Annotated in this window: 24 protein-coding genes; all 24 read right to left on the bottom strand. The window is 63.3% G+C overall.

The window, feature by feature from the left end; all coding sequences use genetic code 11:
* Positions 1 to 31: 31 nt before the first annotated feature.
* Positions 32 to 805: an enoyl-CoA hydratase gene (locus MRBLMU1_RS31730; RefSeq protein WP_363510449.1), complete on the bottom strand. Its 774-nt coding sequence runs from the start codon at positions 803 to 805 to the stop codon at positions 32 to 34.
* 128 nt (positions 806 to 933) lie between these two features.
* Positions 934 to 2,130 carry an acetyl-CoA C-acyltransferase gene (locus MRBLMU1_RS31725; protein WP_330922344.1) on the bottom strand — a complete coding sequence of 399 codons (1,197 nt, stop codon included), beginning with the start codon at positions 2,128 to 2,130 and terminating at the stop codon, positions 934 to 936.
* A gap of 30 nt (positions 2,131 to 2,160) precedes the next feature.
* Positions 2,161 to 4,560 carry a 3-hydroxyacyl-CoA dehydrogenase/enoyl-CoA hydratase family protein gene (locus tag MRBLMU1_RS31720; protein WP_363510445.1) on the bottom strand — a complete coding sequence of 800 codons (2,400 nt, stop codon included), beginning with the start codon at positions 4,558 to 4,560 and terminating at the stop codon, positions 2,161 to 2,163.
* Positions 4,561 to 4,578: 18 nt separating this feature from the next.
* Complete coding sequence (locus MRBLMU1_RS31715) at positions 4,579 to 6,369, bottom strand: acyl-CoA dehydrogenase C-terminal domain-containing protein (RefSeq protein ID WP_363510442.1); 1,791 nt, start codon at positions 6,367 to 6,369, stop codon at positions 4,579 to 4,581.
* A gap of 33 nt (positions 6,370 to 6,402) precedes the next feature.
* Positions 6,403 to 7,005 (bottom strand): TetR/AcrR family transcriptional regulator, encoded by a 603-nt coding sequence (locus MRBLMU1_RS31710; protein WP_363510439.1) that lies wholly within the window; start codon positions 7,003 to 7,005, stop codon positions 6,403 to 6,405.
* A 300-nt stretch (positions 7,006 to 7,305) separates the two neighbouring features.
* On the bottom strand, positions 7,306 to 7,689 hold the full coding sequence (locus tag MRBLMU1_RS31705) for an RNA-binding S4 domain-containing protein (protein ID WP_363510436.1): 384 nt from the start codon (positions 7,687 to 7,689) through the stop codon (positions 7,306 to 7,308).
* A complete protein-coding gene (gene clsB / locus MRBLMU1_RS31700; RefSeq protein WP_363510433.1) occupies positions 7,686 to 8,849 on the bottom strand; it encodes a cardiolipin synthase ClsB in 1,164 nt (387 codons plus the stop codon). Before clsB ends, MRBLMU1_RS31705 begins: the two co-directional genes overlap by 4 nt.
* 8 nt (positions 8,850 to 8,857) lie before the next feature.
* On the bottom strand, positions 8,858 to 9,685 hold the full coding sequence (locus tag MRBLMU1_RS31695) for an endonuclease/exonuclease/phosphatase family protein (protein ID WP_363510430.1): 828 nt from the start codon (positions 9,683 to 9,685) through the stop codon (positions 8,858 to 8,860).
* 73 nt (positions 9,686 to 9,758) lie between these two features.
* Positions 9,759 to 10,028, bottom strand: a complete 270-nt coding sequence (locus MRBLMU1_RS31690) for a DUF2442 domain-containing protein (protein WP_363510427.1) — start codon at positions 10,026 to 10,028, stop codon at positions 9,759 to 9,761.
* Positions 10,021 to 10,266 carry a DUF4160 domain-containing protein gene (locus MRBLMU1_RS31685; protein ID WP_363510424.1) on the bottom strand — a complete coding sequence of 82 codons (246 nt, stop codon included), beginning with the start codon at positions 10,264 to 10,266 and terminating at the stop codon, positions 10,021 to 10,023. Before MRBLMU1_RS31685 ends, MRBLMU1_RS31690 begins: the two co-directional genes overlap by 8 nt.
* Positions 10,267 to 10,341: 75 nt before the next feature.
* Positions 10,342 to 10,620, bottom strand: coding sequence for a DUF2442 domain-containing protein (locus tag MRBLMU1_RS31680; RefSeq protein ID WP_363510421.1), 279 nt, complete (start codon positions 10,618 to 10,620; stop codon positions 10,342 to 10,344).
* Entirely contained in the window at positions 10,598 to 10,837 is a 240-nt protein-coding gene (locus MRBLMU1_RS31675) for a DUF4160 domain-containing protein (protein WP_363510418.1), read from the bottom strand. The genes MRBLMU1_RS31680 and MRBLMU1_RS31675 overlap by 23 nt, the downstream gene beginning before the upstream one ends.
* A gap of 73 nt (positions 10,838 to 10,910) precedes the next feature.
* Entirely contained in the window at positions 10,911 to 11,372 is a 462-nt protein-coding gene (nudB, locus tag MRBLMU1_RS31670) for a dihydroneopterin triphosphate diphosphatase (protein WP_363510415.1), read from the bottom strand.
* 65 nt (positions 11,373 to 11,437) lie between these two features.
* Positions 11,438 to 13,237, bottom strand: coding sequence for an aspartate--tRNA ligase (aspS, locus tag MRBLMU1_RS31665; RefSeq protein WP_363510965.1), 1,800 nt, complete (start codon positions 13,235 to 13,237; stop codon positions 11,438 to 11,440).
* A 66-nt stretch (positions 13,238 to 13,303) separates the two neighbouring features.
* A complete protein-coding gene (locus MRBLMU1_RS31660; protein WP_315215699.1) occupies positions 13,304 to 13,924 on the bottom strand; it encodes a DUF502 domain-containing protein in 621 nt (206 codons plus the stop codon).
* A gap of 69 nt (positions 13,925 to 13,993) precedes the next feature.
* Positions 13,994 to 14,299, bottom strand: coding sequence for an FmdB family zinc ribbon protein (locus tag MRBLMU1_RS31655; protein WP_315215700.1), 306 nt, complete (start codon positions 14,297 to 14,299; stop codon positions 13,994 to 13,996).
* 73 nt (positions 14,300 to 14,372) lie between these two features.
* Positions 14,373 to 14,969: an SAM-dependent methyltransferase gene (locus MRBLMU1_RS31650; RefSeq protein ID WP_363510411.1), complete on the bottom strand. Its 597-nt coding sequence runs from the start codon at positions 14,967 to 14,969 to the stop codon at positions 14,373 to 14,375.
* Positions 14,970 to 14,971: 2 nt separating this feature from the next.
* Positions 14,972 to 16,540 (bottom strand): ubiquinone biosynthesis regulatory protein kinase UbiB, encoded by a 1,569-nt coding sequence (gene ubiB / locus MRBLMU1_RS31645; RefSeq protein WP_363510408.1) that lies wholly within the window; start codon positions 16,538 to 16,540, stop codon positions 14,972 to 14,974.
* On the bottom strand, positions 16,537 to 17,160 hold the full coding sequence (locus tag MRBLMU1_RS31640) for a ubiquinone biosynthesis accessory factor UbiJ (RefSeq protein ID WP_363510405.1): 624 nt from the start codon (positions 17,158 to 17,160) through the stop codon (positions 16,537 to 16,539). Before MRBLMU1_RS31640 ends, ubiB begins: the two co-directional genes overlap by 4 nt.
* 102 nt (positions 17,161 to 17,262) lie before the next feature.
* Positions 17,263 to 18,225, bottom strand: coding sequence for a Tim44 domain-containing protein (locus MRBLMU1_RS31635; RefSeq protein ID WP_363510402.1), 963 nt, complete (start codon positions 18,223 to 18,225; stop codon positions 17,263 to 17,265).
* A gap of 17 nt (positions 18,226 to 18,242) precedes the next feature.
* Complete coding sequence (ubiE, locus tag MRBLMU1_RS31630; RefSeq protein WP_363510399.1) at positions 18,243 to 18,977, bottom strand: bifunctional demethylmenaquinone methyltransferase/2-methoxy-6-polyprenyl-1,4-benzoquinol methylase UbiE; 735 nt, start codon at positions 18,975 to 18,977, stop codon at positions 18,243 to 18,245.
* Between the two features lie 83 nt (positions 18,978 to 19,060).
* Positions 19,061 to 20,344 carry an alpha/beta hydrolase family protein gene (locus MRBLMU1_RS31625; RefSeq protein ID WP_363510396.1) on the bottom strand — a complete coding sequence of 428 codons (1,284 nt, stop codon included), beginning with the start codon at positions 20,342 to 20,344 and terminating at the stop codon, positions 19,061 to 19,063.
* A gap of 120 nt (positions 20,345 to 20,464) precedes the next feature.
* On the bottom strand, positions 20,465 to 21,781 hold the full coding sequence (locus MRBLMU1_RS31620) for an LLM class flavin-dependent oxidoreductase (RefSeq protein WP_363510394.1): 1,317 nt from the start codon (positions 21,779 to 21,781) through the stop codon (positions 20,465 to 20,467).
* Positions 21,781 to 24,024, bottom strand: a complete 2,244-nt coding sequence (locus MRBLMU1_RS31615) for a TonB-dependent receptor (protein ID WP_363510391.1) — start codon at positions 24,022 to 24,024, stop codon at positions 21,781 to 21,783. The genes MRBLMU1_RS31620 and MRBLMU1_RS31615 overlap by 1 nt, the downstream gene beginning before the upstream one ends.

Below are 24,024 nucleotides of genomic sequence, written 5' to 3'. Positions count from 1 at the left end.
CCGGGCCGTTCCGGCCCTCCGCTGAATGGGATCAGGTGAATTGGCTAAAATCCGGCTTGCGCTTCTGGAAGAACGCCGTGAACGCCTCCTTGGCCTCCGGCGCGGTCAGCATCGCGCTGAACAGCTTGTTCTCGGCGGTGATGGTTTCGCCGACCAGCGCGTTGCGACTGGCTTTCATCAACTGTTTGGTGGCGCGGATCGAGCTGGCCGGCAAGGCCACCAGCTTGGCCGCCTGCCCTTGCGCGAACGCCAGCAGCTCGGCGGCCGGCAGCACGCGCGACACCAAGCCCATTTCCAGCGCTTCTTGCGCCAGGAACGCCTCGCCGAGCATCAGCTTTTCGGCGGCGCGCGGGTAGCCGGCGATTTGCGGCAGCAGCACGCTGGAGGCGAACTCCGGGCACAGGCCCAGCTGCGAGAACGGCATCGAGAACTTGGCACTGTCGGCGGCATAGACCAGGTCGCAGTGCATCAGCAACGTCGTGCCGATGCCGACGGCCGCGCCGGCCACGGCGGCGACCACCGGCTTGCTGGTGCCGCTCAGCGCCATCATGAACTTGTACACCGAGCGGTCTTCGATGGCGCCGGTCGATGGCGCGGTTTTCATGAAGTCTTCCAGGTCGTTGCCGGCGGTGAAGATCTCGGGCTTGCCGACAATCAGGATGGCGCGCACGGCGGTGTCCTGCTCGGCTGCGTTGATGGCGTCGGCCATGGTCTGGTACATCGCGGCGGTGATCGCGTTCTTGCGTTCCGGACGGTTGAATTCCAGGGTGAGGATGCCGTTTTCCTTGCTGCTTACGATGTCCATTTTGTCTCCAAATAAGTTAGGGCGCCGTAGCGCCCATTTTGAACCCGCAGTTCCATGCGGGGTCGTACCCCGTACAGGGTACGACCCCTAAGCGGTGGCGCTTGCGTATCGCTTAAGGATGCTGGGTTTTATACGCGTTCGATGATGCCTGCCGCGCCCATGCCGGCGCCGACGCACATCGTCACCATGCCGTACTTCAGGTTGTTACGGCGCAGCGCGTGCACGACGGTCGCGGCGCGGATGGCGCCGGTGGCGCCCAGCGGGTGGCCCAGGGCGATCGCGCCGCCCATCGGGTTCACTTTCGCCGGGTCCAGGCCCAGGTCGCCGATGACGGCCAGCGCCTGCGCGGCGAACGCTTCGTTCAGCTCGATCCAGTCCAGCTGGTCCTGGGTGATGCCGGCGGCCTTGCAGGCGTCCGGAATCGCGAACTTCGGACCGATGCCCATGATTTCCGGCGGCACGCCCTTGACGGCGAACGACGAGAACTTCGCCAGCGGTGTCAGGTTGTGCTCGCGCAGGAATTTCTCCGACACGACCAGCAGCGCGCCGGCGCCGTCGGACATCTGCGAGCTGTTGGCGGCCGTGACCGAACCCTTGGCGGCGAAGACCGGCTTCAGCTTGGCCAGCGATTCCATCGTCGAGTCGGCGCGCGCGCCTTCGTCGGTGTCGACGGTGCGGGTCTTGACCTTGATCTCGCCGGTGCTCAGGTCAGGCGTGCGGGTGATGATCTCGACCGGCGTGGTCTCGTCCTTGAAGAAACCGGCCTGCTGCGCGGCGATGGCGCGGCGGTGCGATTCGACGGCGAACGCGTCCTGCGCTTCGCGCGACACTTTCCATTGCGTGGCGACTTTCTCGGCGGTCAAGCCCATGCCGTAGGCCATGCCGACGTTTTCGTCGGTGAACATGTTCAGGTTCATCGATGGGTGGTGGCCCATCATCGGCACCATCGACATCGATTCGACGCCGCCGGCGATCATGGCGTCGGCCTCACCGACGCGGATGCGGTCGGCGGCCATGGCCAGCGCCGTGATGCCCGAGGCGCAGTAGCGGTTGATGGTGACGCCGCCGACGGTCTTCGGCAGGCCGGCCAGCAGCACCGATTGACGGGCGATGTTGAAGCCCTGCTCCGCTTCCGGGAACGAGCAGCCGATGATGGCGTCGGTGATCAGCGCCGGGTCCAGGCCAGGCGCCTGTGCCAGCGCCGATTGCAGCACGCGCACCAGCAGGTCGTCCGGGCGGGTCTTGTTGAACATGCCGCGCGGCGCCTTGCCGATCGGGGTGCGGGTGGCGGAGACGATGTATGCGTCTTGAATTTGTTTGCTCATTATGTTCTTCCTGTTCAGTGTCGGATCGGCTTAGTTGCGGACCGGCTTGCCGGTTTGCATCATGCCCATGATCCGTTCTTGCGTCTTCGGATGGTTCAGCAGTTCCAGGAAGGCTTTACGCTCCATGTCGAGGATCCACTGCTCGCTGACGAACGAACCCTGGTCGATGTCGCCGCCCGAGACGATCTCGGCGATCATGTCGCCCAGCTTGAAGTCGTGCGCGGAGATGAAGCCGCCGTCGCGCATGTTGACCAGTTGCGCCTTGATGGTGCCCCAGCCGTAGCGGCCGGTGACCTGGATCGGCGTCTTCAACGGCGGACGATAACCCTTGTCGAACATGGCGCGCGCTTCCACCTTGGCCACGTGCAGCAGCTCGTACGGGTTGAACACGATGACGTCGTCTTCCTTCAGGTAGCCCATCGCCTGCGCTTCCAGCGCCGACTTCGACACGTTGGCCGTGGCAGCGTTGGTGAAGCCGGTTTTCAGGAATTGCAGGATGTCGTTGCCCTTGGCTTCCTTGAAGGCGCGCAGTGCCGCTTCCTTCAGGCCGCCGCCGGCAGGGATCAGGCCGACGCCCACTTCGACCAGGCCGATGTACGACTCGATCGAGGCCACGCGCTTGGAGGCGTGCAGCGCCATTTCGCAGCCGCCGCCCAGCGCCAGCCCGGCAACCGCCGCGACCACCGGCACGTTCGAGTACTTCATCGCCATGAAGGTGTCTTGCAGTTCGCTGATGATCGGGTCGACCGCCTTGGCGCCGCCCTGCATGAACGCAGGCAATGCCGATTGCAGGTCGGCGCCGGCCGAGAACGCGCCGCCTTCGGCCGCGTCCGAGTTCCAGATGACCAGGCCCTTGAAGTTCTTCTCGGCTTCGGCCAATGCCTTGCGGTAGCCGGCGATGACGCCAGGGCTGATCACGTGCATCTTGGTTTTGAGCGAGATGATCAGCACGTCGTCGCCGGTGTGCCACAGGCGCACGTCGTCGTCTTCATGCACGGTGGTGCCGGCTTTCTTGCCGTCGATCTCGCCGCTGCCGAACACCGGCGCGCGGAACACCTGGCGGTCGTAGACCGACAGGGTCGAGCGCGGCACGAACGATTTCGACACGGCCGAGTACGAACCTTCCGGCGTGTGCACGCCGCCTTTTTCGGCGACCGGGCCTTCGAACACCCAGGCCGGCAGCGGTGCGGAGCACAGCGCCTGGCCGGCGTCGATGTCTTCCTTGACCCACTGGGCGACTTGCGTCCAGCCGGCCGCCTGCCAGGTCTCGAACGGACCGGTGGTCCAGCCGAAGCCCCAGCGCATGGCGAAGTCGATGTCGCGGGCGTTGTCGGCGACGGTGTCGAGGTGCACGGCGATGTAGTGGAAGGCGTCGCGGAAGATCGCCCACAGGAACTGGCCCTGTGGATTGGTCGATTCGCGCAGCGCTTTCATTTTCTTGACCGGATCTTTTTCCTTCAGGATGCGGGCGATGATGTCGGCGGCCTTGCCGCCGCCGGCGACGTACTCACCGGTGGCGAAATCCAGCCGCTGGATGTCCTTGCCGACCTTTTTATAGAAACCGGCGCCGGACTTTTGGCCCAGGGCGCCTTTTTCAACCAGTTTCGCCAGTACTTCCGGCGTCTTGTAGACGGCGGCGAAGGGGTCGTTCGGCAGGTTGTCCTGCATCGTTTTGATCACATGGCCCATCGTGTCCAGGCCGACCACGTCGGCGGTGCGGAAGGTGCCCGATTTGGCGCGCCCCAGCTTGGCGCCGGTCAGGTCGTCGACCACGTCCACGGACAGGCCGAATTTTTCCGCTTCATGCACGATCGCCAGGATGCCGAACACGCCGACGCGGTTGGCGATGAAGTTAGGCGTGTCTTTGGCACGCACGACGCCCTTGCCCAGGGTGGTGGTCAGGAAGCCTTCGAGCTGGTCGGCGATTTCCGGCTTGGTCGCCTCGGTCGGGATGATCTCGACCAGGTGCATATAGCGTGGCGGGTTGAAGAAGTGCACGCCGCAGTAGCGCGATTTCAGGTCGGCGTCGAAGCCTTCGGACAGCTTGGTGATCGACAGGCCCGAGGTGTTAGAGGCGAAGATGGCGTTGGCGCCGATATGTGGAGCGACCTTTTTGTACAGGTCGTGCTTCCAGTCCATGCGCTCGGCGATGGCTTCGATGATCAGGTCGCACTCGGCCAGCTTGGCCAGGTCGTCCTCGTAGTTGGCCACCTCGATCAGCGCGGCGTGGTCCTTGTTGCCCAGCGGCGCAGGCGACAGTTTCTTCAGGTTCTCGATGGCTTTCAGAACGATACCGTTCTTCGGGCCTTCCTTGGCCGGCAGGTCGAACAGGACGACGGGCACTTTGGCGTTGACGCAGTGGGCGGCGATTTGCGCGCCCATCACGCCGGCGCCCAGCACGGCTACTTTTTTAACGATGAAATTGGTCATGTCGTTTCCTCTAGTCTCTTAGAACAGGTCGGCGTCGAGTGCCATCAGGTTGGCGGAGCCCGAACGTGCCTGGCGGATCAAGGTTGCGGTTTCAGGCTGCAGGCGGGCGAAGTAGAAGCGCGCGGTCGCCAGCTTGGCCTTGTAGAAATTGTCGCCGCTGTCCTCTTTGGCCAGCGCGATCTTCGCCATCTGCGCGAAGAAATAGCTGTATACCATATGGCCGACAACACGCAGGTACGGTACGCAGGCGGCGCCCACTTCGTCCGGATTCTGGAAGGCTTTCATGCCGATTTCCATGGTCAGCTTGGTGACTTTGTCGCCCAGGTCGCCCAGCGGGGTGATGAACTCGCTCATCGCCTCGTCGGTGCCGTTGTCTTCGACAAAGGCCTTGATCTTCTCGCCGAACTTGCGCAGCTTGGCGCCGTTGTCGCCCAGGATCTTGCGACCCAGCAGGTCGAGCGACTGGATGGTGTTGGTGCCTTCGTAGATCAGGTTGATGCGGGCGTCGCGCACGTACTGCTCCATGCCCCATTCGGCAATGTAGCCGTGGCCGCCGAACACTTGCATCGCTTCCGAGGTGGCGATCCAGCCGTTGTCGGTGATGAAGGCCTTGACGATAGGCGTCAACAGCGCGACCTCGTCGGCCGCCTCCTTGCGCACGTCCTCGTCCGGGTGGTGCAGTTCGCGGTCGATCTGCAGCGCCACGTACGACGTGAAGGCGCGCGCGCCCTCGGCGTAGGCCTTGGCGGTCAGCAGCATGCGGCGCACGTCAGGGTGCACGATGATCGGATCGGCTGGCTTGTCCGGCGCCTTCACGCCCGACAGCGAGCGCATCTGGATGCGGTCCTTGGCGTAGATCAGCGCGTTCTGGTAAGCCACTTCGGTCAGGCCCAGCGACTGCATGCCGACGCCCAGGCGGGCCGCGTTCATGAACACGAACATGGCGTTGAGGCCCTTGTTCGGCTGGCCGATGATCCAGCCCTTGGCGCCGTCCAGGTTCATCTGGCAGGTCGAGTTGCCGTGGATGCCCATTTTTTCTTCGATGGCGCCGCAGGTGATCGGGTTGCGTTCGCCGACCGAGCCGTCTTCCTTCGGCAGGAACTTCGGCACCAGGAACAGCGAGATGCCCTTCGAGCCTTCCGGCGCGTCCGGCACGCGGGCCAGCACCAGGTGCAGGATGTTTTCAGCCATGTCGTGCTCGCCGGCCGAGATGAAGATCTTGTTGCCGGTGATCAGCCACGAGCCGTCGGCCTGCGGCAGCGCCTTCGAGCGCAGCATGCCGAGGTCGGTGCCGCAGTGCGGCTCGGTCAGGCACATGGTGCCGGTCCACTCGCCCGAGACCAGCTTCGGCAGGTAGGTTTTCTTTTGTTCGTCGGTGCCGTGTTCCTTCAGGCACTCGTAGGCGCCGTGCGACAGGCCCGGATACATGGTCCAGGCCTGGTTGGCCGAGTTCAGCATTTCGTAGAACGAATTGTTCAGCAGCACCGGCAGGCCCTGGCCGCCGTATTCCGGATCGCACGCCAGCGCGGCCCAGCCGCCGTCGACGTATTGCTTGTACGCTTCCTTGAAACCTTTCGGCGTCGTCACGGAGTGGGTCGCGGCGTCGTGCTTGCAGCCTTCGCGGTCGCCCGAATGGTTCAGCGGGAACAGCACTTCCGACGTGAACTTGCCACCTTCTTCCAGCACCTGGTTGATGATGTCGGCATCGATTTCGGCGTAGTCCGGCAGTGCCTTCAACTCCTCTTGCACATTGAGCAGCTCGTGCAGCACGAATTGCATATCCCGGATTGGCGCGACGTATTGACCCATGTTTATTCTCCTGATGACTACTTAAGTGTTGGTTTAATGAGGTAATTCTGCGTTACGGTAGGATTCGATCAAGCGTTCGAAGCCGACGCTGGCGCGCTCCAAGCTGCCCGGGATGCGCAGGAAGCGCGCATCGTGGTGCAATGCCAGGATCAGGCCGTACATCTCGTAGACCAGCTGCTGCGGATCGGTGTCCGCTTGCAGGTCGCCGCAGTCGATGGCTTGCTTCACGCAGCGCAGCAACGCGCCCTGCCAGGCGCCGACCATCGCCATCAGCTCTTCGCGGATCGGACCCGGACGGTCGTCATATTCCACGGCGCCGCTGATGTAGATGCAGCCCGAAGCCACTTCCACGCTGACACGCTTGACCCAGCGCGCGAACATCGAACGGAGACGCGGCAAACCGCGCGGTTCCTTGACGCTGGGGAAAAACACTTCCTGCTCAAAACGGTGGTGATACAGCTTCAGCACTTCCAACTGCAAATCTTCACGCGATCCGAAGTGCGCGAACACGCCGGATTTGCTCATGTTCATCTTATCCGCGAGCAATCCAATGGTCAGGCCTTCGAGGCCGTCCCGGCTGGCCAGGTCCAGCGCCACGTCCAGGATCGCCGCGCGAGTCAGCTCGCCCTTGCGCATAAATTTAGTTGAGGTATTAATAACTTGCATCCCAAGGTGTAGTTACATGGAGAAAAGAACATTTTGCTCCACTTCGTTTACTCCGTGTGAAAAAATTGCGAACGCTCGTACTATTATCCACCGGGGGATAAAAGTCAAACAGTACATTTAGAGGTGGGGGTCTATTGCTGCGACGCAGCAATGAGGATATGGGACGTTCACGCCAAACCCGCACGGCGATCCGTCGCGGGGTCGTACCCCATGGGGTACGACCCCTCGTGCGGTACCGGGTTAAACGCCGGCGATACGATACGACAAAACCTAATCGGCGCCGCCAAACTTGCCCATCTGCCGGCGGTCGCGCTTGGTCGGCCGCCCTTTGAAATCGGCGCTGGGCTCGCGGAACATCTTGCGGTTCTCGGCCACATTAGCGCGCCGCTCGACGCTCTCGTCGGTTTCCTCGTACAGATTGCGGGCGATCGGGGCCGCCTGCCGCACGTCGGACAGGTTCATCACGTCGATCTCCCAACGGTCTGACCCGTTGTCGATGTCGAGCTTGTCGCCGATGCGCACCGTGCGCGCCGGCTTGACCTTGTCGCCGTTGACCTTGACCTTGCCCGCATCCACCGCGTCCGTGGCCAGCGAGCGCGTCTTGAAAAAGCGCGCCGCCCACAGCCATTTATCCAGTCTGACACTTTCGCTCAAGCGTATTTCCCCACGGAGAACAACCGCATCACGGTCCGGTAAAACACGAACGCGATCTCGTAACCGATGCGGCGGAAGCGCCCGACGTGCTCGAAGTCGGCATAGCTGATGACCACGCCGTCGGCGACGGCCGCCTCGATGTGCTGGCGCAGGTTCTGCGCGAAAGCCGCATCCTTGATGATCACGTTCGCTTCCTGATTCAAAAACAGGCTCAAGCCGTCGACATTGCTCGAACCCACGGTCGCCCAGTCGTCGTCGATGACGGCCACCTTGGCGTGCAACTGGGTTTTGTGATATTCCACCACTTTGACGCCGGCCGCAAGCAGCTTCGGATAGAACGAGTGCGCCACCGCATCCTGCAGCCAGATCTCGCCCACGCCGATCAGCAACACCACCTCGACGCCGCGCTCGGCGGCGGCGGCCAGCGCGTGGCGGAACTTGCGCCCCGGCGCGAAATACGGATTGGCCAGCAGCACGGTCTTGCGCGCGCGCCCCAGCGCCTGCAGGTAGGCGCGCTGTATGGTGCGGCGGTTGCGCAGGTTGTCGCGCACCACGAAGCCGGCATGCACCATGTTGGCGGCGGCGGTCTTGTTGACCTTGCGCGCGTCGCGGTACAGGCCGATGCGCTTCATCAGGCCCAACTTGCCCAGACGCAGCCACTGCGTCTGCGCCTCCAGGTGGATGGACGCCACCAGCGGCCCGCGCACCTGCACGGCGAAATCCCAGCGCGGCGCCGACAGGCTGATCGCGTGGTTGTAGTCGCAGAACATGTCGTCGTTGATGTTGATGCCGCCGACCAGGGCGACCTCGCGGTCGACCACGCAAATCTTGCGGTGCGTGCGCGTGATGCCGCGTTTGAACCACGGATTGAAGATGCGGTGGTGGACGCCGGCGGCCTCGAGCTTCTCGTGCATGCAGTTGACCTTGCGGCGGCCGGTGCCCCACCAGTCGGTGATCATGCGCACGTCGACGCCGCGCTTGGCGGCGGCGGACAACGCGGCCAAGACTTTCTGGCCGGTCTCGTCGTCGGCGAAGATATAGGTCTCGAAATAGACTTCGTACCGGGCCGCGTCGATGGCCCCTATCAACGCCGGGAAATACTCGGTGCCGGTGTACAGCAGCGTGACTTCGTTATCGGCAAGCAGTTTGACGGAGCCCATGGCGTCCCTTACCCCAGCGACAACGACGCCACGATGGGCGCGTGGTCGGACAGCTTGGCCCACAGGCTGCCATGCATGACCTCGGCCGACTCGACCTTGAAGCCGCGCACGTAGATGCGGTCCAGCCGGAAGAACGGCAGCGCCGACGGGAAGGTGCGCGCCGGGCTGATGTTGGGCTTCATGCTGGCCTTGCGGCGCAGCGTGCGCATGATGCCGTCCAGCGACGCGTTCGTGCCGAGCTCGTCGAACGCCTCGACCACGCCCAGCGCGTTGCGCAGCTCGCCGCTGAGGGTGTTGCGCCAGTCGTTGAAATCGCCGGCGATGATGACCGGTTCGCCGTCCGGCGCCGACTCGCGCACGGCCGAGATCAACGCCTGCGTCTGCCGGCGGCGGCCCGCCTCGAACAGGCCCAGGTGGACCACGTAGCAATGCACCAGGCCGTGTTCGGTGTTGAGCACGCAATGCAGGATGCCGCGCTGCTCGTAGGCGTGGTCCGAAACGTCGTGGTTGGCCATGTTGGCGATGGGGAAAGCGCTCAGCAAGGCGTTGCCGTGGTGGCCGTGGTCGTAGACGGCGTTCATGCCGTAGGCGGCGTGCAGGTGGCGCGACTCGCCCGCGAAATATTCATGCTGCGCCGCAGCGGGCCAATGCTTCTGGCCCAACTGTTCGGCGCCGTACTTGGCGGCCTTGAGGTCATGCTTGCCTTGTACCTCTTGCAAAAAAACCACATCGGCATTGAACAGGCCGATCGCCTGTTTTAGCGCCAGCACACGCGGCTCGGCGCGGATGCAGGACACTCCCTTGTGAATATTGTAGGTGGCAACTCGGATTTTCATACAGAACATTCTAACCCCGAGTGCGCCTCCGCGTGTGTTCGCCTACGCACACAGCGATTCGAGCAAGAGGCGGTCAACCAAACTTGGTATTAGATGTCGGTCGACGAATCGTGGTATCGCCATGTCCCTTCAACAAATGCTCAACGCTGATATCTTCGTCGAGCGCTTCCCAGTGCAGACCTTGTCCACCACCGCTCAATACATAATCTTCGCGTTGTACCGGAGTGGCTTGAGAAAGTCGCGGAAAAAAGTTGAGCGGCACGCCCAACGTACGACCGTCGACTAGGTGCACCCACATATTATCCTGATCAAAAGACAGTTTTTTTGCACGCGCCTCAATCATCAAAATACTCCTTCCAGATATCGATGAAATAGTCTCGATGTTCAGCCACGAAACGCACGAGTTCACGCAAGGTCTTGGCGGGAATCCCAGAGGAGTGGGCGGCCATCACCTCCGGTTCGATCCAAATCTTGGCGAGGCCTCGTTGTCCTTGCACGTGGACGTGAACAGGCTCGCGGGGCAATCCTTCGTTCGAGAAAAAGAAGAACTTATACCCTTTGTAGCGCAAGATGGCTGGCATGGCAAGCGGCAGGTGGATAGCGATCCATGATACTAGAACGGGATCGCAGGCCTACGCTTGAGCCGACACAAAACCTCAATAGGTATCGGCTTCAGGAGATGATGGAGCTGCTGAAGAGAAGCCGCGCAACATCGCGCTGACGCTGAGATCCTCATCGAACTGCGCCCAGTGCAGCGCGTCGCCGGCGCCGACGATTTCCCAATCGCCCAGCTGCGCGGAGGTGGCGCTCGCCAGACGGGGATACCATGCCAACGGCGTGCTGATGCGCCGGCCGTCCATCAAGCCAATCACCAGCGCGCGGTCCTCGAACACCACGGTCTTGATACGCTCGTCAGGCATCTTCGAAGTAGTCATTCCAGATCCTTAGAAAGTCCAGCCGGTACTCGACGATGATGCGGGTGATCTCGCGCACTTCAAGCGGGCTGAAGCCTACGTTGCGCACCACCGTCGTGCTCTCGATCCAGAACTTGGCGGACTTGCGCTCTTTGTCCACATGCAGGTGCGGCGGCTCGCCCGTGACCTGGCTGTGAAAATAGAAACGGTAACCTCTGAGCCGCAACAGCGTCGCCACAACATCCCCCGGAACTTGCTCCGAATTCCAAAGTATGCGCGGCACAGTCCGCCGCTATTTGATGCGGCACAATTTAGCCAAGTTGCTTCAGAAGCTGTTGGGGAAGTTGCAGAATCGCTTCCGCATTGGAGAAAGAAAAACATTTATCGGCCGCCTCCAGGTGCGGCAGCCACGCGTGGTTCAGATGCTCGCGCGGGCTGAGCGTGATGGGGATATCGCGCGGCACCTCGACGCTGAAAACGTGCTCGGTGTTTTCCGTCACGCCCGGCGCGTAGCGGTGGCGCCAGACCGGGTAGATGGTGTAGATGTTGGACAAGTGCCAGTCGCGCAGCACGATGCGCTCGCCGTCGGCGACGATGCCGGTTTCCTCGAACAGTTCACGCGCGGCCGTCTCCAGCAGCGGCTCGTCGACGGCGTCGAGCGAACCGGTCACCGATTGCCAGTAACCGGGCTTGTCGGCGCGTTCGATCAGCAGCACATGCAGGTCGGCGGTGTGGATCACCACCAGCACGGATTCGGGTATCTTGTATGGCATAAGTTTCAGGCAAAAGAAAAGGCGCCACGTGTGAACGTTGGCGCCTTTTCATTATGCCAGACTAATTAACTGGCGACCTTCGGCTCGACGGCGCGCAGGCGGATGTGCAGTTCCTTCAACTGTTTCTCGTCCACTTCCGACGGCGCCTGGGTCAGCAGATCCTGCGCGCGCTGGGTTTTCGGGAAGGCGATCACGTCGCGGATCGAATCGGACTTGGTCATCAAGGTCACGATGCGGTCCAGGCCGAAGGCCAGGCCACCGTGCGGCGGCGCGCCGTATTGCAGCGCGTCGAGCAGGAAGCCGAACTTCAGGCGCGCCTCGTCGGCGTCGATCTTCAACGCGCGGAATACCTTCGACTGCACTTCCTCGCGGTGGATACGGATCGAACCGCCGCCCAGTTCCCAGCCGTTCAGGACCATGTCGTAGGCCTTGGCGATGCAGGCGCCCGGATTGGTTTCCAGCATGTCCTCGTGGCCGTCCTTCGGCGCGGTGAACGGATGGTGGGTCGCGGTCCAGCGATCGTTTTCCTCGTCATGTTCGAACATCGGGAAGTCCACCACCCACAGCGGCGACCAGACGTCGTCGAACAGGCCGGCGTTCTTGCCGAACTCGCTGTGGCCGATCTTCACGCGCAGCGCGCCGATGGCGTCGTTGACGATCTTGGCCTTGTCGGCGCCGAAGAAGATCAGGTCGCCGTCTTCGGCGCCGGTCATCTCGATCACCTTGGCCAGCGCGGCGTCGTGCAGGTTCTTGACGATCGGCGATTGCAGGCCGTCGCGGCCCTTGGCCTTCTCGTTGACCTTGATGTAGGCCAGGCCGCGCGCGCCGTAGATGGCGACGAACTGGGTGTAGGCATCGATCTCCGAGCGTGGCATCTCGCCGCCCTTCGGCACGCGCAGGCCGACCACGCGGCCGTTAGGCATGTTGGCCGCGCCCGAGAAGACCTTGAAGTCGACGTCCTTCATCACTTCGGTCAGGTCGGTGAACGACAGCTTGACGCGCATGTCAGGCTTGTCCGAACCGTATTTGCCCATCGCCTCGGCGAAGTCCATCACCGGGAACGGGTTGGGCAGCTCGACGTCCATCGTGTTCTTGAACACGATGCGGATCATGTCCTCGAACAGGTCGCGGATTTCCTGTTCGGTCAGGAACGAGGTTTCGCAGTCGATCTGGGTGAATTCAGGCTGGCGGTCGGCGCGCAGGTCCTCGTCGCGGAAGCACTTGGTGATCTGGTAGTAGCGGTCGAAGTTGGCCACCATCAGCAGTTGCTTGAACAGCTGGGGCGACTGCGGCAGCGCGAAGAAGCTGCCGGCGTTCACGCGCGACGGCACCAGGTAGTCGCGCGCGCCTTCCGGGGTCGACTTGGTCAGCATCGGCGTTTCGATATCGATGAAGCCCAGGTTGTCCAGATACTTGCGCACTTCCATGGTCACCTTGTAGCGCAGGCGCAGGTTGTTCTGCATCTGCGGACGGCGCAGGTCCAGCACGCGGTGGGTCAGGCGGGTGGTTTCGGACAGGTTGTCGTCGTCCAGCTGGAACGGCACGGCAACGGAAGGGTTCAGCACTTCCAGTTGCGAGCACACGACTTCGATCTTGCCCGACTTCAGGTTGGCGTTGACGGTGCCGGCCAGGCGGTCCTTGACCACGCCGGTGACGCGCAGGCAGAACTCGTTGCGGACGTGCTCGGCGGCCTTGAAGACTTCAGCCTGTTCCGGATTGCAAACGATCTGCACCAGGCCCTCGCGGTCGCGCAGGTCGATGAAGATCACGCCGCCGTGGTCGCGGCGACGATGTACCCAGCCGCACAGGCTGACGGTTTGGCCAAGCAGCGCTTCAGTGGTGAGGCCGCAGTAGTGAGTACGCATTGAGGACATGTTATTTCTCGGTTCAGGTTAGATTGCTCGTGAATTCAGTGTGTTGCTGATGCTGCGTTATTTGCTGACGACTTCGATGGCTTGGGGCACGCTTTCCGGCGCCACCACGCCCATCGAGACGATGTACTTCAGGGCCGCGTCGACCGACATGTCGAGTTCGACCACATCCTTGCGCGCCAGCATCAGGAAAAAGCCCGACGTCGGATTCGGCGTGGTCGGCACGTAGACGCTGACGTAGTCGCCGACCAGATGGTTCTTGACGTCGCCGCCGGGCGTGCCGGTCAGGAAGGCGATGGTGTACGAGTTCTGGTGCGGATACGGGATCAGCACCGCCTTGCGGAAGGCGTTGCCCGACGACGAGAACAAGGTGTCCGACACTTGCTTGACGCTCGAATAGAGGGAGTTCACCAGCGGGATGCGCTTGAGCAGCTTTTCCCACATGCGCACCACGTAGTTGCCGACCAGGTTATTGGTCAGCAAGCCGGTCAGGAACACGATCACGATCGTCAGCAGGGTACCCAGGCCGGGGATGTCGAAGCCGATCAGCGTGTGCGGCTGCCAGCGCTCCGGCACGAACAGCAGCGACTGGTCCATCGTGTTGATGACCAGGCTCAGCACCCAGGCGGTAATCGCCAGCGGCACCAGGATCAGCAGACCGGTAATGAAATATTTACGCATCGAAGACTCTTATATGGGTGCTCATGTGGGTGGAGTGACGGGCGGCAGCGGCCGGGCCGCTGCCGTCGTTCAGGCCGTTCCCGTGCCGCTCGCCGGCTTGGCGGGCGTGCTCGCGGCCGCGTCCGCCTTGGGCGCGTCGGCCTTGGCCGCACCGTCCACCGGACCGGTGGACACGCCCGTCGCCGGCGGCGTGCCGCCACGGAAATCGGTCGCGTACCAGCCGGTACCCTTCAGCTGGAAGCCAGCGGCGGTCAATTGTTTCTTAAACGACTCCTTGCCGCACGACAGGCAAACAGTCAGCTGCGGGTCGGAAATCTTCTGCAAGACATCCTTGGCAAAACCACATGCCTCGCAGCGGTAAGCGTAGATCGGCATCTATTACTCCGCAAAAATCATCAAAACCCTGAATTATAAAGCTTTTTACCCGGCCCCAGCCTGTTTCCTGCGATCAAGTCCGCCGGCGCCAGATCATCCAGCGCTCCTTGCCTTCGAATACGGGGATGGAATCGCTGACCGGGTCGTCGGCGACGCGGTCGAAATCTTGCTGCAACAAAGCCTCCAGTTGCTCGCGGGCGATGCCGAACGGCGGCCCCTTGAGCGCATCGTCGAAGAAGAAGTAGCCGGCCAGCAGCGCCCCGGCGGGCAACAATTCCGCCCAGCGCGCCGCAACCTTGGGCCACATCGCGCGCGGCATGGCGCACAGGAAGGCGCGCTCGTAAATCAGCTGCAACGGCCGCGCCGGCTGCCAGGCGAAGAAATCCGCCTCCACCACCCTATCCGCATGCCCGCCCACGGCTAGCTTGCCGGCCTGCACCGCCTGCGGCGAAAAATCGATCGCCGTCGCATCCCACCCCGCCCCGGCCAAAAACGCCAGTTCGTAGGCCGAGCCGCAACCGGGTATCAAGCTGACCATCGGCGCGTTGGCGGCGACAAAGTCGCGCAGCGCCAGCGGCACGCCGCCCCGGTCCCACGGCGTGAAGTTGCGCGCGAAGCGTTCATCCCAGAACGCCGGCGACATCGGATCGCGCTGCTGGAAATCGGCCATGGTCAGAGCAGATGGTGCCAGCGCAGATACAGCTGGAAGCCGGCCACGCCCAGCCCGAACGCGCCGGCGAAATAGATCACCAGGCTGAGCAAACGGTTGGTGCGCTGCTGTTCGTGGATCAGCACTTTGATCAGCTCGCCGTTATCGGCGGGCTTTTCGCCCTGCTGCTCCAGCGCCCGGTAAACCAGGCGCGGCAGCTGCGGCAGGATCTGCGTGTAGCGCGGCGCCTCGGCCTTCAGGCGCTGCAACAAGCCCTGCCAGCCGACCTGCTCGGCCATCCAGTTTTCCAGATACGGCTTGGCGGTCTTCCACAGGTCGAGGTCGGGGTCGAGCTGGCGGCCCAGGCCTTCGATGTTGAGCAGCGTCTTTTGCAGCAGCACCAGTTGCGGCTGCACTTCGACATTGAAGCGGCGCGAGGTCTGGAACAGCCGCAGCAGGATCTGGCCGAACGAGATGTCCTTCAACGGCCGGTCGAAGATCGGCTCGCAGCAGGCACGCACGGCGGACTCGAGCTCGTCGACGCGGGTTTCCTTCGGCGCCCAGCCCGATTCGATGTGGGCCTCGGCCACGCGCTTGTAGTCGCGGCGGAAGAAGGCCAGGAAGTTCTGCGACAGGTAATCCTTGTCGTAGTCGTTGAGCGTGCCGACGATGCCGAAGTCGAGCGCGATGTAGCGGCCCAAGGTTTCCGGCTCGATCGACACCAGGATATTCCCGGGGTGCATGTCGGCGTGGAAGAAGCCGTCGCGGAACACTTGCGTGAAGAAGATCTCGACGCCGTCGCTGGACAGTTTTTTCAGGTCGACGCCGGCCGCTTCCAGCTTGTCGATCTGCGACACCGGCAGGCCGTGCATGCGCTCCATGACGATCACGCTGTTGGAACAATAGTCCCAGTACATTTCCGGCACCATCAGCAGCTTGGAGTCGGCGAAATTGCGGCGCAGCTGGCTGGCGTTGGCCGCCTCGCGCATCAGGTCCAGCTCGTCGTGCAGGTACTTGTCGAACTCGGCGACGACTTCCTTCGGCTTCAGGCGCTTGCTGTCGGCCCACACGCGGCCGACCCACTCGGCGGCGATGTGCATCAGCGCGACATCCTCGTCGATGGATTTCTTCATGCCCGGACGCAGCACCTTGACCGCGACCTGCTTGCCGTCCTTCAAGGTGGCGAAGTGCACCTGCGCGATCGACGCCGACGCCACCGGCGTGCGCTCGAACGAGGCGAACAGCTGGTCCGGATGGGCGCCCAGCGATTTGCGGATCTGCGCGATGGCCAGGTCGGAATCGAACGGCGGCACCCGGTCCTGCAGGCGCGACAACTCGATCACCAGATCGGCCGGTATCAGGTCGCTGCGGGTCGACAGCACCTGGCCGAACTTGACGAAGATCGGCCCCAGGTCCTCCAGCGCCATGCGCAGGCGCACGCCGCGCGGGGCCGAGATGTCGCGCCAAAAAATGATCGTGTCGATGAGTTTGGCGGTGCGCGGCACTTTAAGGCCGGAGATGGCGATTTCGTCGAGACCGTAACGAATGGCGACCCGCAGAATTTTCAGCAGGCGTAAAAATTTCAAAATCATTGGGTTCCCAGTTTCTGTTCCAATTTGGCCAGGCGCTTGGCGGCCCGTTCCACGTCATCGCGCAGGCGCACCACGTCGGCCGAGAATTCCTCCACCGCCTGCGGGCGTATCAGCACCTGTTTTTCATCGAGCAGGAACTCGGCGACGTTTTCGGCCAGCTTCTGATGACCCGTCCTGACCGCTTCGAAGGCGGCCCTGGCGCCCGACACCATGCGCACCGCCGCCACCGGGCCGACCACTTTTTCCAGGTCGGACTCCGCTTCCCAGCGCAGCGACGTGCTCAGGCTGGAGATGGCGTTGGCGAAATCGGCGTCGCCCTCGATGCGCACGTACGAAAACGCGCGCTCGCGGTTTTGCGCGATCAGCGGCAGGTCCGACAGTTTCACCTTGATGGTAACCCGGGCAGGCTCATCCGCCGGTGCGGGCTCGAACATACCCTCGGCCGTCACGCGCAGGCGCAGCGCGACGGTGCTGGCGTCGATGCAGGCGACCTTGCCGGCGTGGCGCCGCAACTGCTCGCGCGCCCACGGCTCCTGCGCCAGCAGATGGTTGACGGCCGCGCTGGCCGGCGCGGCGGCGGATAACAGGGCGGACAAGTGGCTGAAATTCGGTGGGGTCATCGGTAGGTCGTCGCTCAAAACAAGTTCTTTACGCCAGAAAAACAAAACCGCCCGGAAAGCGGGCGGTCTTGATCTTACCAGTTCGCCGGGATTTCCCGGTGATTACGCCAACTGTTGAATACCAGCAAGCAACCAGCCCGAAGCGCCGGATACGGGCTTGGTCAGGTTCCACACCTCGTTGAACGGCTCGGCCAGCGCGTCGGGCGCGGGCTTGATCATGCCGGTGAACTTGACGCTGGCCAAGTACTCGGTCTCGCTGGTCTCGATGCCCAGCAGTTCGGCGTCGATGCTGACGACATCGGTGTAATCCTTCTGCGCGCCGCGCTCGTTGATCTGCATTTTCATTTCAGCGAACACTTCAGGCGTGGTGAACTCGCGGATGTCGGCCGTGTCGCCCTTGTCCCAGGCCGCTTGCAGGCGGATGAAGTTGCTCTTGGCCACGCGCAGGAAGGACACGGCATCGAAGTCGCCCGGCACGCCCCATGGGGTATGCGGCACCGGCGCGGCTGGCACCGGCTGGTATTGCTGTTCAGGCTGCAGGCGCGAACCGATTTCCGGCGTGCCGCCGACCGCCGGCGCCGTGTAGGCGTTGGCGTTGTTGTACGCATTGCCGTTGCCGTTGAAGCTGCCGCCGAAATTACCACCGCCAGCGGCCGGCGCCACGGTCGGCTGCGACTTGCGGCGGAACATGCGGAAAATGAAGTACGCCGCGCCGGCCAGCAGCGCCAGCATCAGCATCGTGCTCAGGATGGAAGCCATCGCGCCGCCGATGCCCAGGTGCGAGAACAGGGCGCCAAGGCCCAGGCCCAGCAGCGCGCCGCCGAGGATACCTTTCCACATGCTCGGGCGCTTGGCCGGCATGGCGTTCGGCGCGTTCGGCGCTGGCGCCGGGGCGGCCTGGCGCGGTGCCGGCGTCGGCGCGGCGGCCGGCGGCATGCGGTTGACGTTTTGCGACTGGCGGCCGATCGAACGGTTGCCGCCGGCGGGACGCGCGGTCGCCTCGGCCAGCATCGTGAAGGCGGACAGCGCGACAACCGCGCTGATCATCAGTTTTTTCATATTCATGGTCATTCCTACAGTATTTACAGTTTGATACCGGTGTGTAAAGCGGCCACACCTGCCGTCAAGTTGTAATACGTTACCCGCTCCAGACCGGCCTCTTCCATCATGGTTTTGAGCGTGTCCTGGTCCGGGTGCATGCGGATCGACTCGGCCAGATAGCGATAGCTTTCGGCGTCGCCGGCAATCTTCTGGCCCATCCAAGGCAGCACCTTGAATGAATAAATATCGTAAGGCTTCTGCAGCGGCGCCGACACTTTCGAAAACTCCAGCACCAGCAACTTGCCGCCGGGCTTCAATACGCGGCGCATTTCCGCCAGCGCCTGGTCCTTGTGGGTCATGTTGCGCAGCCCGAAAGCGACGCTGACGCGGTCGAAATAGTTGTCCGGGAAGGGCAATTTCTCGGCGTCACACAATAAGGTGGGGGTCAACAGGCCGCGATTCAAGAGGCGGTCGCGGCCGACGCGCAACATCGACTCGTTGATGTCGGTCAGCCAGACCTCGCCGGTCGGGCCGGCCTGCTTGGCGAACACCTTGGCCAGGTCGCCCGTGCCGCCGGCGATGTCGAGGCACTTGAATCCGGGGCGCACGGCCGCGTTGGCGATGGTGAACGTCTTCCACAGGCGGTGCAGGCCACCCGACATGACGTCGTTCATGATGTCGTACTTGGCGGCGACGGAATGGAAAACCTTGGCAACTTCGCGGACTTTGTCGTCTTCCGCGACGGTTTTGTAACCGAAATGAGTGGTATTTGTCATGGTGGCAGGCCTGTTAGTTTGCCTGCATTATACAAGCGCACGGGCATTTTTCCCTCCCGCGCGCCCTTGGACGCGTATTGTGCCTACCGGGCGGGCAGGTGGCGCCACTCCAGCCCGAGCGCGGCGCGCTTGCGGAAGCCCTTCCACAGGCCCGGATCGGGCTTGATGGTGCCGTCGGCGTCCAGCGGCGGCAGCTCCAGATACGGCTGCAGCGGCTGCGCCTTGAGGTGGATGCCGAGGAAGGCCGTCACGAAATGCTGGTTGATGTTGTTGATGCGGCGGCTGTCCCACACCGGCTCGGCATAAGACATGAAGTCGTCGAAGTTGGACCACATCGCCGGCGACGGCGGGTTCGGCGCCGAGTTGTGGCGGCCGCCCTGGTAGGTCAGCAGGTAGCGGTCGGCATTGACGGCGCCCTCGAAGATGCGCACCACGCCATCCTTGTAGCCGGCCACGTCGTCCTGGTCGCCGGTGATGAACAAGGTCGGTGTGCGCACGCCGGCCAGTCCTTCGGCGTCCCACACCTTGTGCGCGCCGCCCCATGGCGCGAACGCCACCACCGCCTTGATGCGGGCATCGCGGCGCGATTCGTATTCCGTGTTGCCCTGCTGGTTCACGGCCAGTTTGCCGCCCGGGACGTACGCGGCGGCGGCCGCGCTCACGCCCGCGCCGACGGTGTTGAGCGCGCCATAGGCGCCCATCGAATAGCCGATCAAGGCGGTGTTGCCGGCGTCGGCCACCCCGGCGAGGAAGTTGCCGCTGCCCTGCTTGGCCCAGGCCGCGACGCTGTCGAGCACAAACAGGTCGTCCAGGCGGCGGTTCAGCAGGGTGCTGGCGAAGCCGGCCTTGTCGGCGCGCGTCGATTCGGGGTGGTCGATCGCTACCACCACGTAGCCCTTCGAGGCCAGGTTCTCGGTCAGGTAGCTCATTTGCAAGCGTGAACCCGGATACCCGTGCGAGACGATCACCAGCGGATAGCGGCCGGTCGCGGGCGCCGCGTCGCGCGCCGCGCGGCCGTTGAACTGGAACGGCGTGTTGGGGCGGGCGGGATCGTTGGGACCGGAACCTAGAACGTCGTTGTAAACCGTATGCTCCTTTTGTCCCGCCGCAAGGGTGGCCGGGTACCAGACTTCGAGCGTGAGCTTGCGGGTGTAGCGGGGATTTTGATTTGTTTCGCTGTAACGCAGCACGTCTGGTTGGTCCGCGTGCTCGGCGACCAGCGTGCGCACGCCGACCGGCAGCGAACCGCGCGCGGCCAGTTCCGGCGCGTCGGGACGGAAGTCGCCGAAATACTCCTGCGCGTGCAATGGCGCGATTAACGCCGACACGGCCAACGCCGCGATCATTATCCTACCAGCTAGCTTCATGCTCACATCCTATTCTAAACAAAGCTTAACCACGGAGACACGTAGGGCGGATTAGCGAAGCGCAATCCGCCAATGCTTGCGTTTCGACGGCGCATGCATTGGCGGATTACGGCGTTCCGCCTAATCCGCCCTACGTGTTACCAGAATTATCCGAGGCTTCAGCCCCAGATGCTCCCGCAACGTCGTGCCTTTGTACTCGGTACGGAACAATCCGCGCCGCTGCAATTCCGGCACCACCAGCGACAGAAAATCATCCAGCCCGCCCGGCAGCGACGGCGCCATGAAATTGAAGCCGTCCGCCGCCTCCTGCTCGAACCACGCCTGCATCTGGTCCGCCACCGCCCGCGCCGTGCCGACCACCGTAAAGTGCCCGCGCCCGCCGGCGATGCGCTCGTACAGCTGGCGTATCGTCAAATTCTCGCCCTGCGCCAGATCGGTCAGCAATTGCTGGCGGCTGCGCTGGCCGTCCTGCGTCTGCGGCAGATCCGGCAACGGGCCGTCCAGCGGATAGCCCGACAAATCGAAGTTGCCGATCATGCGGCCCAACAGCGCCAGACCGGCCTTCGGCTCGATCAACCGCTGCAACTCGCCGAACTTGTCGTCCGCCTCGCCCTGCGAACTCCCCACCACGGCGAACAAACCTGGCATCACCTTTAACGACTCCGGCGAACGGCCATGCGCCACCACGCGGCGCTTCATGTCCCGGTAAAAATCCTGCGCCTTCGCCAGGGAGGGCTGCGCGGTGAACACCACCTCCGCCGTGGCGGCGGCCAGATCGCGCCCCGCCTCGGAACCGCCGGCCTGCACGACAACCGGCCGCCCCTGCGGGCTGCGCGACACGTTCAGCGGTCCGGCGACGGCGAAATGCGGACCCCGATGATTCAGCTTGCGCAGCCTGGCCGGATCGATCAACCGGCCGCCATCCTTGTCGTTAATAAGCGCGCCATCTTCCCAACTATCCCACAATCCCGTGACAACCTGATGAAATTCGCGCGCCCGCTCATAGCGCGCCGCGTGCGCCACGTGCTGGTCGCGGCCGAAATTGGCCGCCTCCGCCGCGTTGTCGGACGTGACCAGGTTCCAGCCCGCCCTGCCCTCCGATATCTGGTCGAGCGACGCGAACTGGCGCGCCACCGTGTACGGCTCGTTGTAAGTGGTGGTGGCGGTGCCGATCAAGCCGATCTTGTCGGTCGACGCGGCCAGCGCCGACAACAACGTCAACGGCTCCAGCGCCGGCACCCCGCCGGTCAGCGCCAGGCTGTCGGCAAAGAACACCGCATCCAGGCAGGCCCGTTCCGCGCTTTGCACCTGCTGCCGGAATACCTTGAACGGATTCGACTCCAGGTCCGTTTGCGGATGCCGCCACGCGGCCACGTGGTGCCCGTGCCGCATCATGAAGGCGGCGATGCTCAGTTGCTTACTCGATGCGCCCGCCATCAGAACTCCTTGCGCGCGGTGATGCCGAAATAGCGCTCGTCGTCGCGCGGCACCGCACGGGTGACGTAGCCGGTCGAAGTGACCAGATTGGTCGCATAGGATTTGTTCGCCAGGTTCTTACCCACCAGCGCGACGCGCCAGCCGCCCGGCGTCGACGACAAGGAGATACCCGCGTTGATGACACCATAGGCGCCCTGGATCGCGTCCGGCGACTGGAACAGGTCGAACTGGGTCTTGGCCTGATAGGTATAGTCGGCCGAGAAGTCGACGATCAAGCCGTTTTGCAGCGGCAGCGCGTAGTTGGCGCGGGTGAAGGACTTCCACTTCGGCGAAAACGGCAACGGCTGTCCATTCAGGTTGCACGAGGCGGTGGCCGCCGGCGGGCAATTGAAGTTGTCGATACTCGCATCGGTGTAGGCCAGCGACGCGGTCAAGGTCAGCTCACGGGTCGGACGGGCATTGATATCCAGTTCGACGCCCTTGGTCGATACATCGCCAGCGTTGATCAGCCGCGTGATGACCGTGCCGGCGACGGTGTCGAAGAAGTTGGCCTGGTAGTTCGAATATTTGGTGTTGAAGACCGCGACATTGGCGGTCAGGCGGCGATCGAAGGCGCTGGCCTTTAATCCCAGCTCGAACGAATCGGAGGTTTCCGGTTTGAGTGCCAGCGTGTCGCGACCAAGCATGTTGAAGAAGACATTATAGGCGGGGCCTTTGTAACCGCGCGAGTAGGTCGCGTAAGCGTTCACGTCGCGCGACAGCTGGTACTGCAGGCCCACACGGCCGGAGTAGCCGTCCTCGCTGGTCGAGCCGCTGTTGCTCACGCCGGGCTGCACGCCGGGGAAGGCGACGGTCGACGTCGAAGTGCGGACATGGTCGTAGGACAGTTCGTCCTTGGTCCAGCGCGCGCCGGCGATGGCGCGCCACTCCGGCGTCAGATTGAGCGTGCTCTCGCCGAACAGCGAGTAGCTGTCGTTCTTGACCCCATAGTCGGCGCGGCCGGAGTTGGGCGCCGTGGTGGTGGTGACGATGCGCTGGTACGTTTCGCGGTCCTTGCCATGCAGATAGAAGGCGCCGATGACGTATTCGAGGAACTGATCCTTCGGCGATGCCAGCCGCAGCTCCTGCGACACCTGACGAAAATCGACGGTGCCGATGTCGCGCGTGGCGGGATACGCGGCCGTGATGCGCGCCGCCTCCGCAGCGTTGCCGATGGCCGAGGTGCTGGTGTACTGCTCATTGTCCCAGTCCCGCACCGCCGTGATCGAGGTCAGCGTGTAGCCGCTGTTACGCCAGTCGACCTGCGCCGACAAGCCCTTGTTGGTGTCGCGGATATCGCTTGGGATATCGGTGTTGATGCTGCGGTTTTCGGTCGATGCCACCACCGGTGCGATCGCCTGCGAGAACGGCGCGCTGGTGGACTTGTACGCGACGAAGGACGGCGACGCGTTCGAACGCAGATAATCGGCGATCAGGCTCACATCCAGATCCTTGTTCGGCGTGATGTCGACGCGGGCGCGCACGCCCTTGCGGTCGTAGCCATTGACCTTGCCGCCGCCGGCGTGGATGTTGTCGACATTGCCGTCGTAGTCGGCATACAGCGCGGTGACGGCCGCGGTGACCACGCCCGGCTGGATCGTGCCGGACAGGCCGGCGCGCACGCGCTTCTCGCTCCCCTCGTACCAGGAGGCGTCGATAAAGCCGCTGGTCTGTTCCGAAGGTTTGCGGCCGATCACATTGAGCACGCCGGATGATGCGTTCTTGCCGAACAAGGTGCCTTGCGGGCCGCGCAGAATCTCGATGTGCTCGATGTCCAGCAGATCCAGCGTGGCCTGGCCCGGACGCGCATACACCACGCCATCTATCACCGTCGAGACAGTGGGTTCCACGCCTGGAGAAGTCGAGATGGTACCGATACCGCGCACGAAGATCGTCGAGTCCTTGTTGCCGCCCTGCTGGCGGAACGTCACGCTCGGCACTTCCTGAACGATGGTGTCGATGCTGGTGCGGTTGGCCTGCGCCAGGTCGTCGCCGTTCAGCACCGACACGGCCACCGGCACCGATTGCAGCGAGGCGTTGCGTCGCGTCGCGCTCACCGTCACGCTGGGAACGGCGGCGCTGTCGGCGCGCTCCAGAATGGGCGCGCTGGCCGCATCCGCCGCATCCACCCCACCCGCCCAGGCCGAGCTGACAAGCAAAGCGCCCAACGTCAGCGCACCGATTTTTTTACTATTGTTCTTCAT

Origin of the sequence: Burkholderia sp. LMU1-1-1.1, from assembly GCF_040675865.1 — a bacterium.
Taxonomy (GTDB): Bacteria; Pseudomonadota; Gammaproteobacteria; order Burkholderiales; family Burkholderiaceae_D; genus Rugamonas.
The sequence above is the reverse complement of the archived record's forward strand: the minus strand, read 5'-3'. Positions and strand labels throughout refer to the sequence as shown.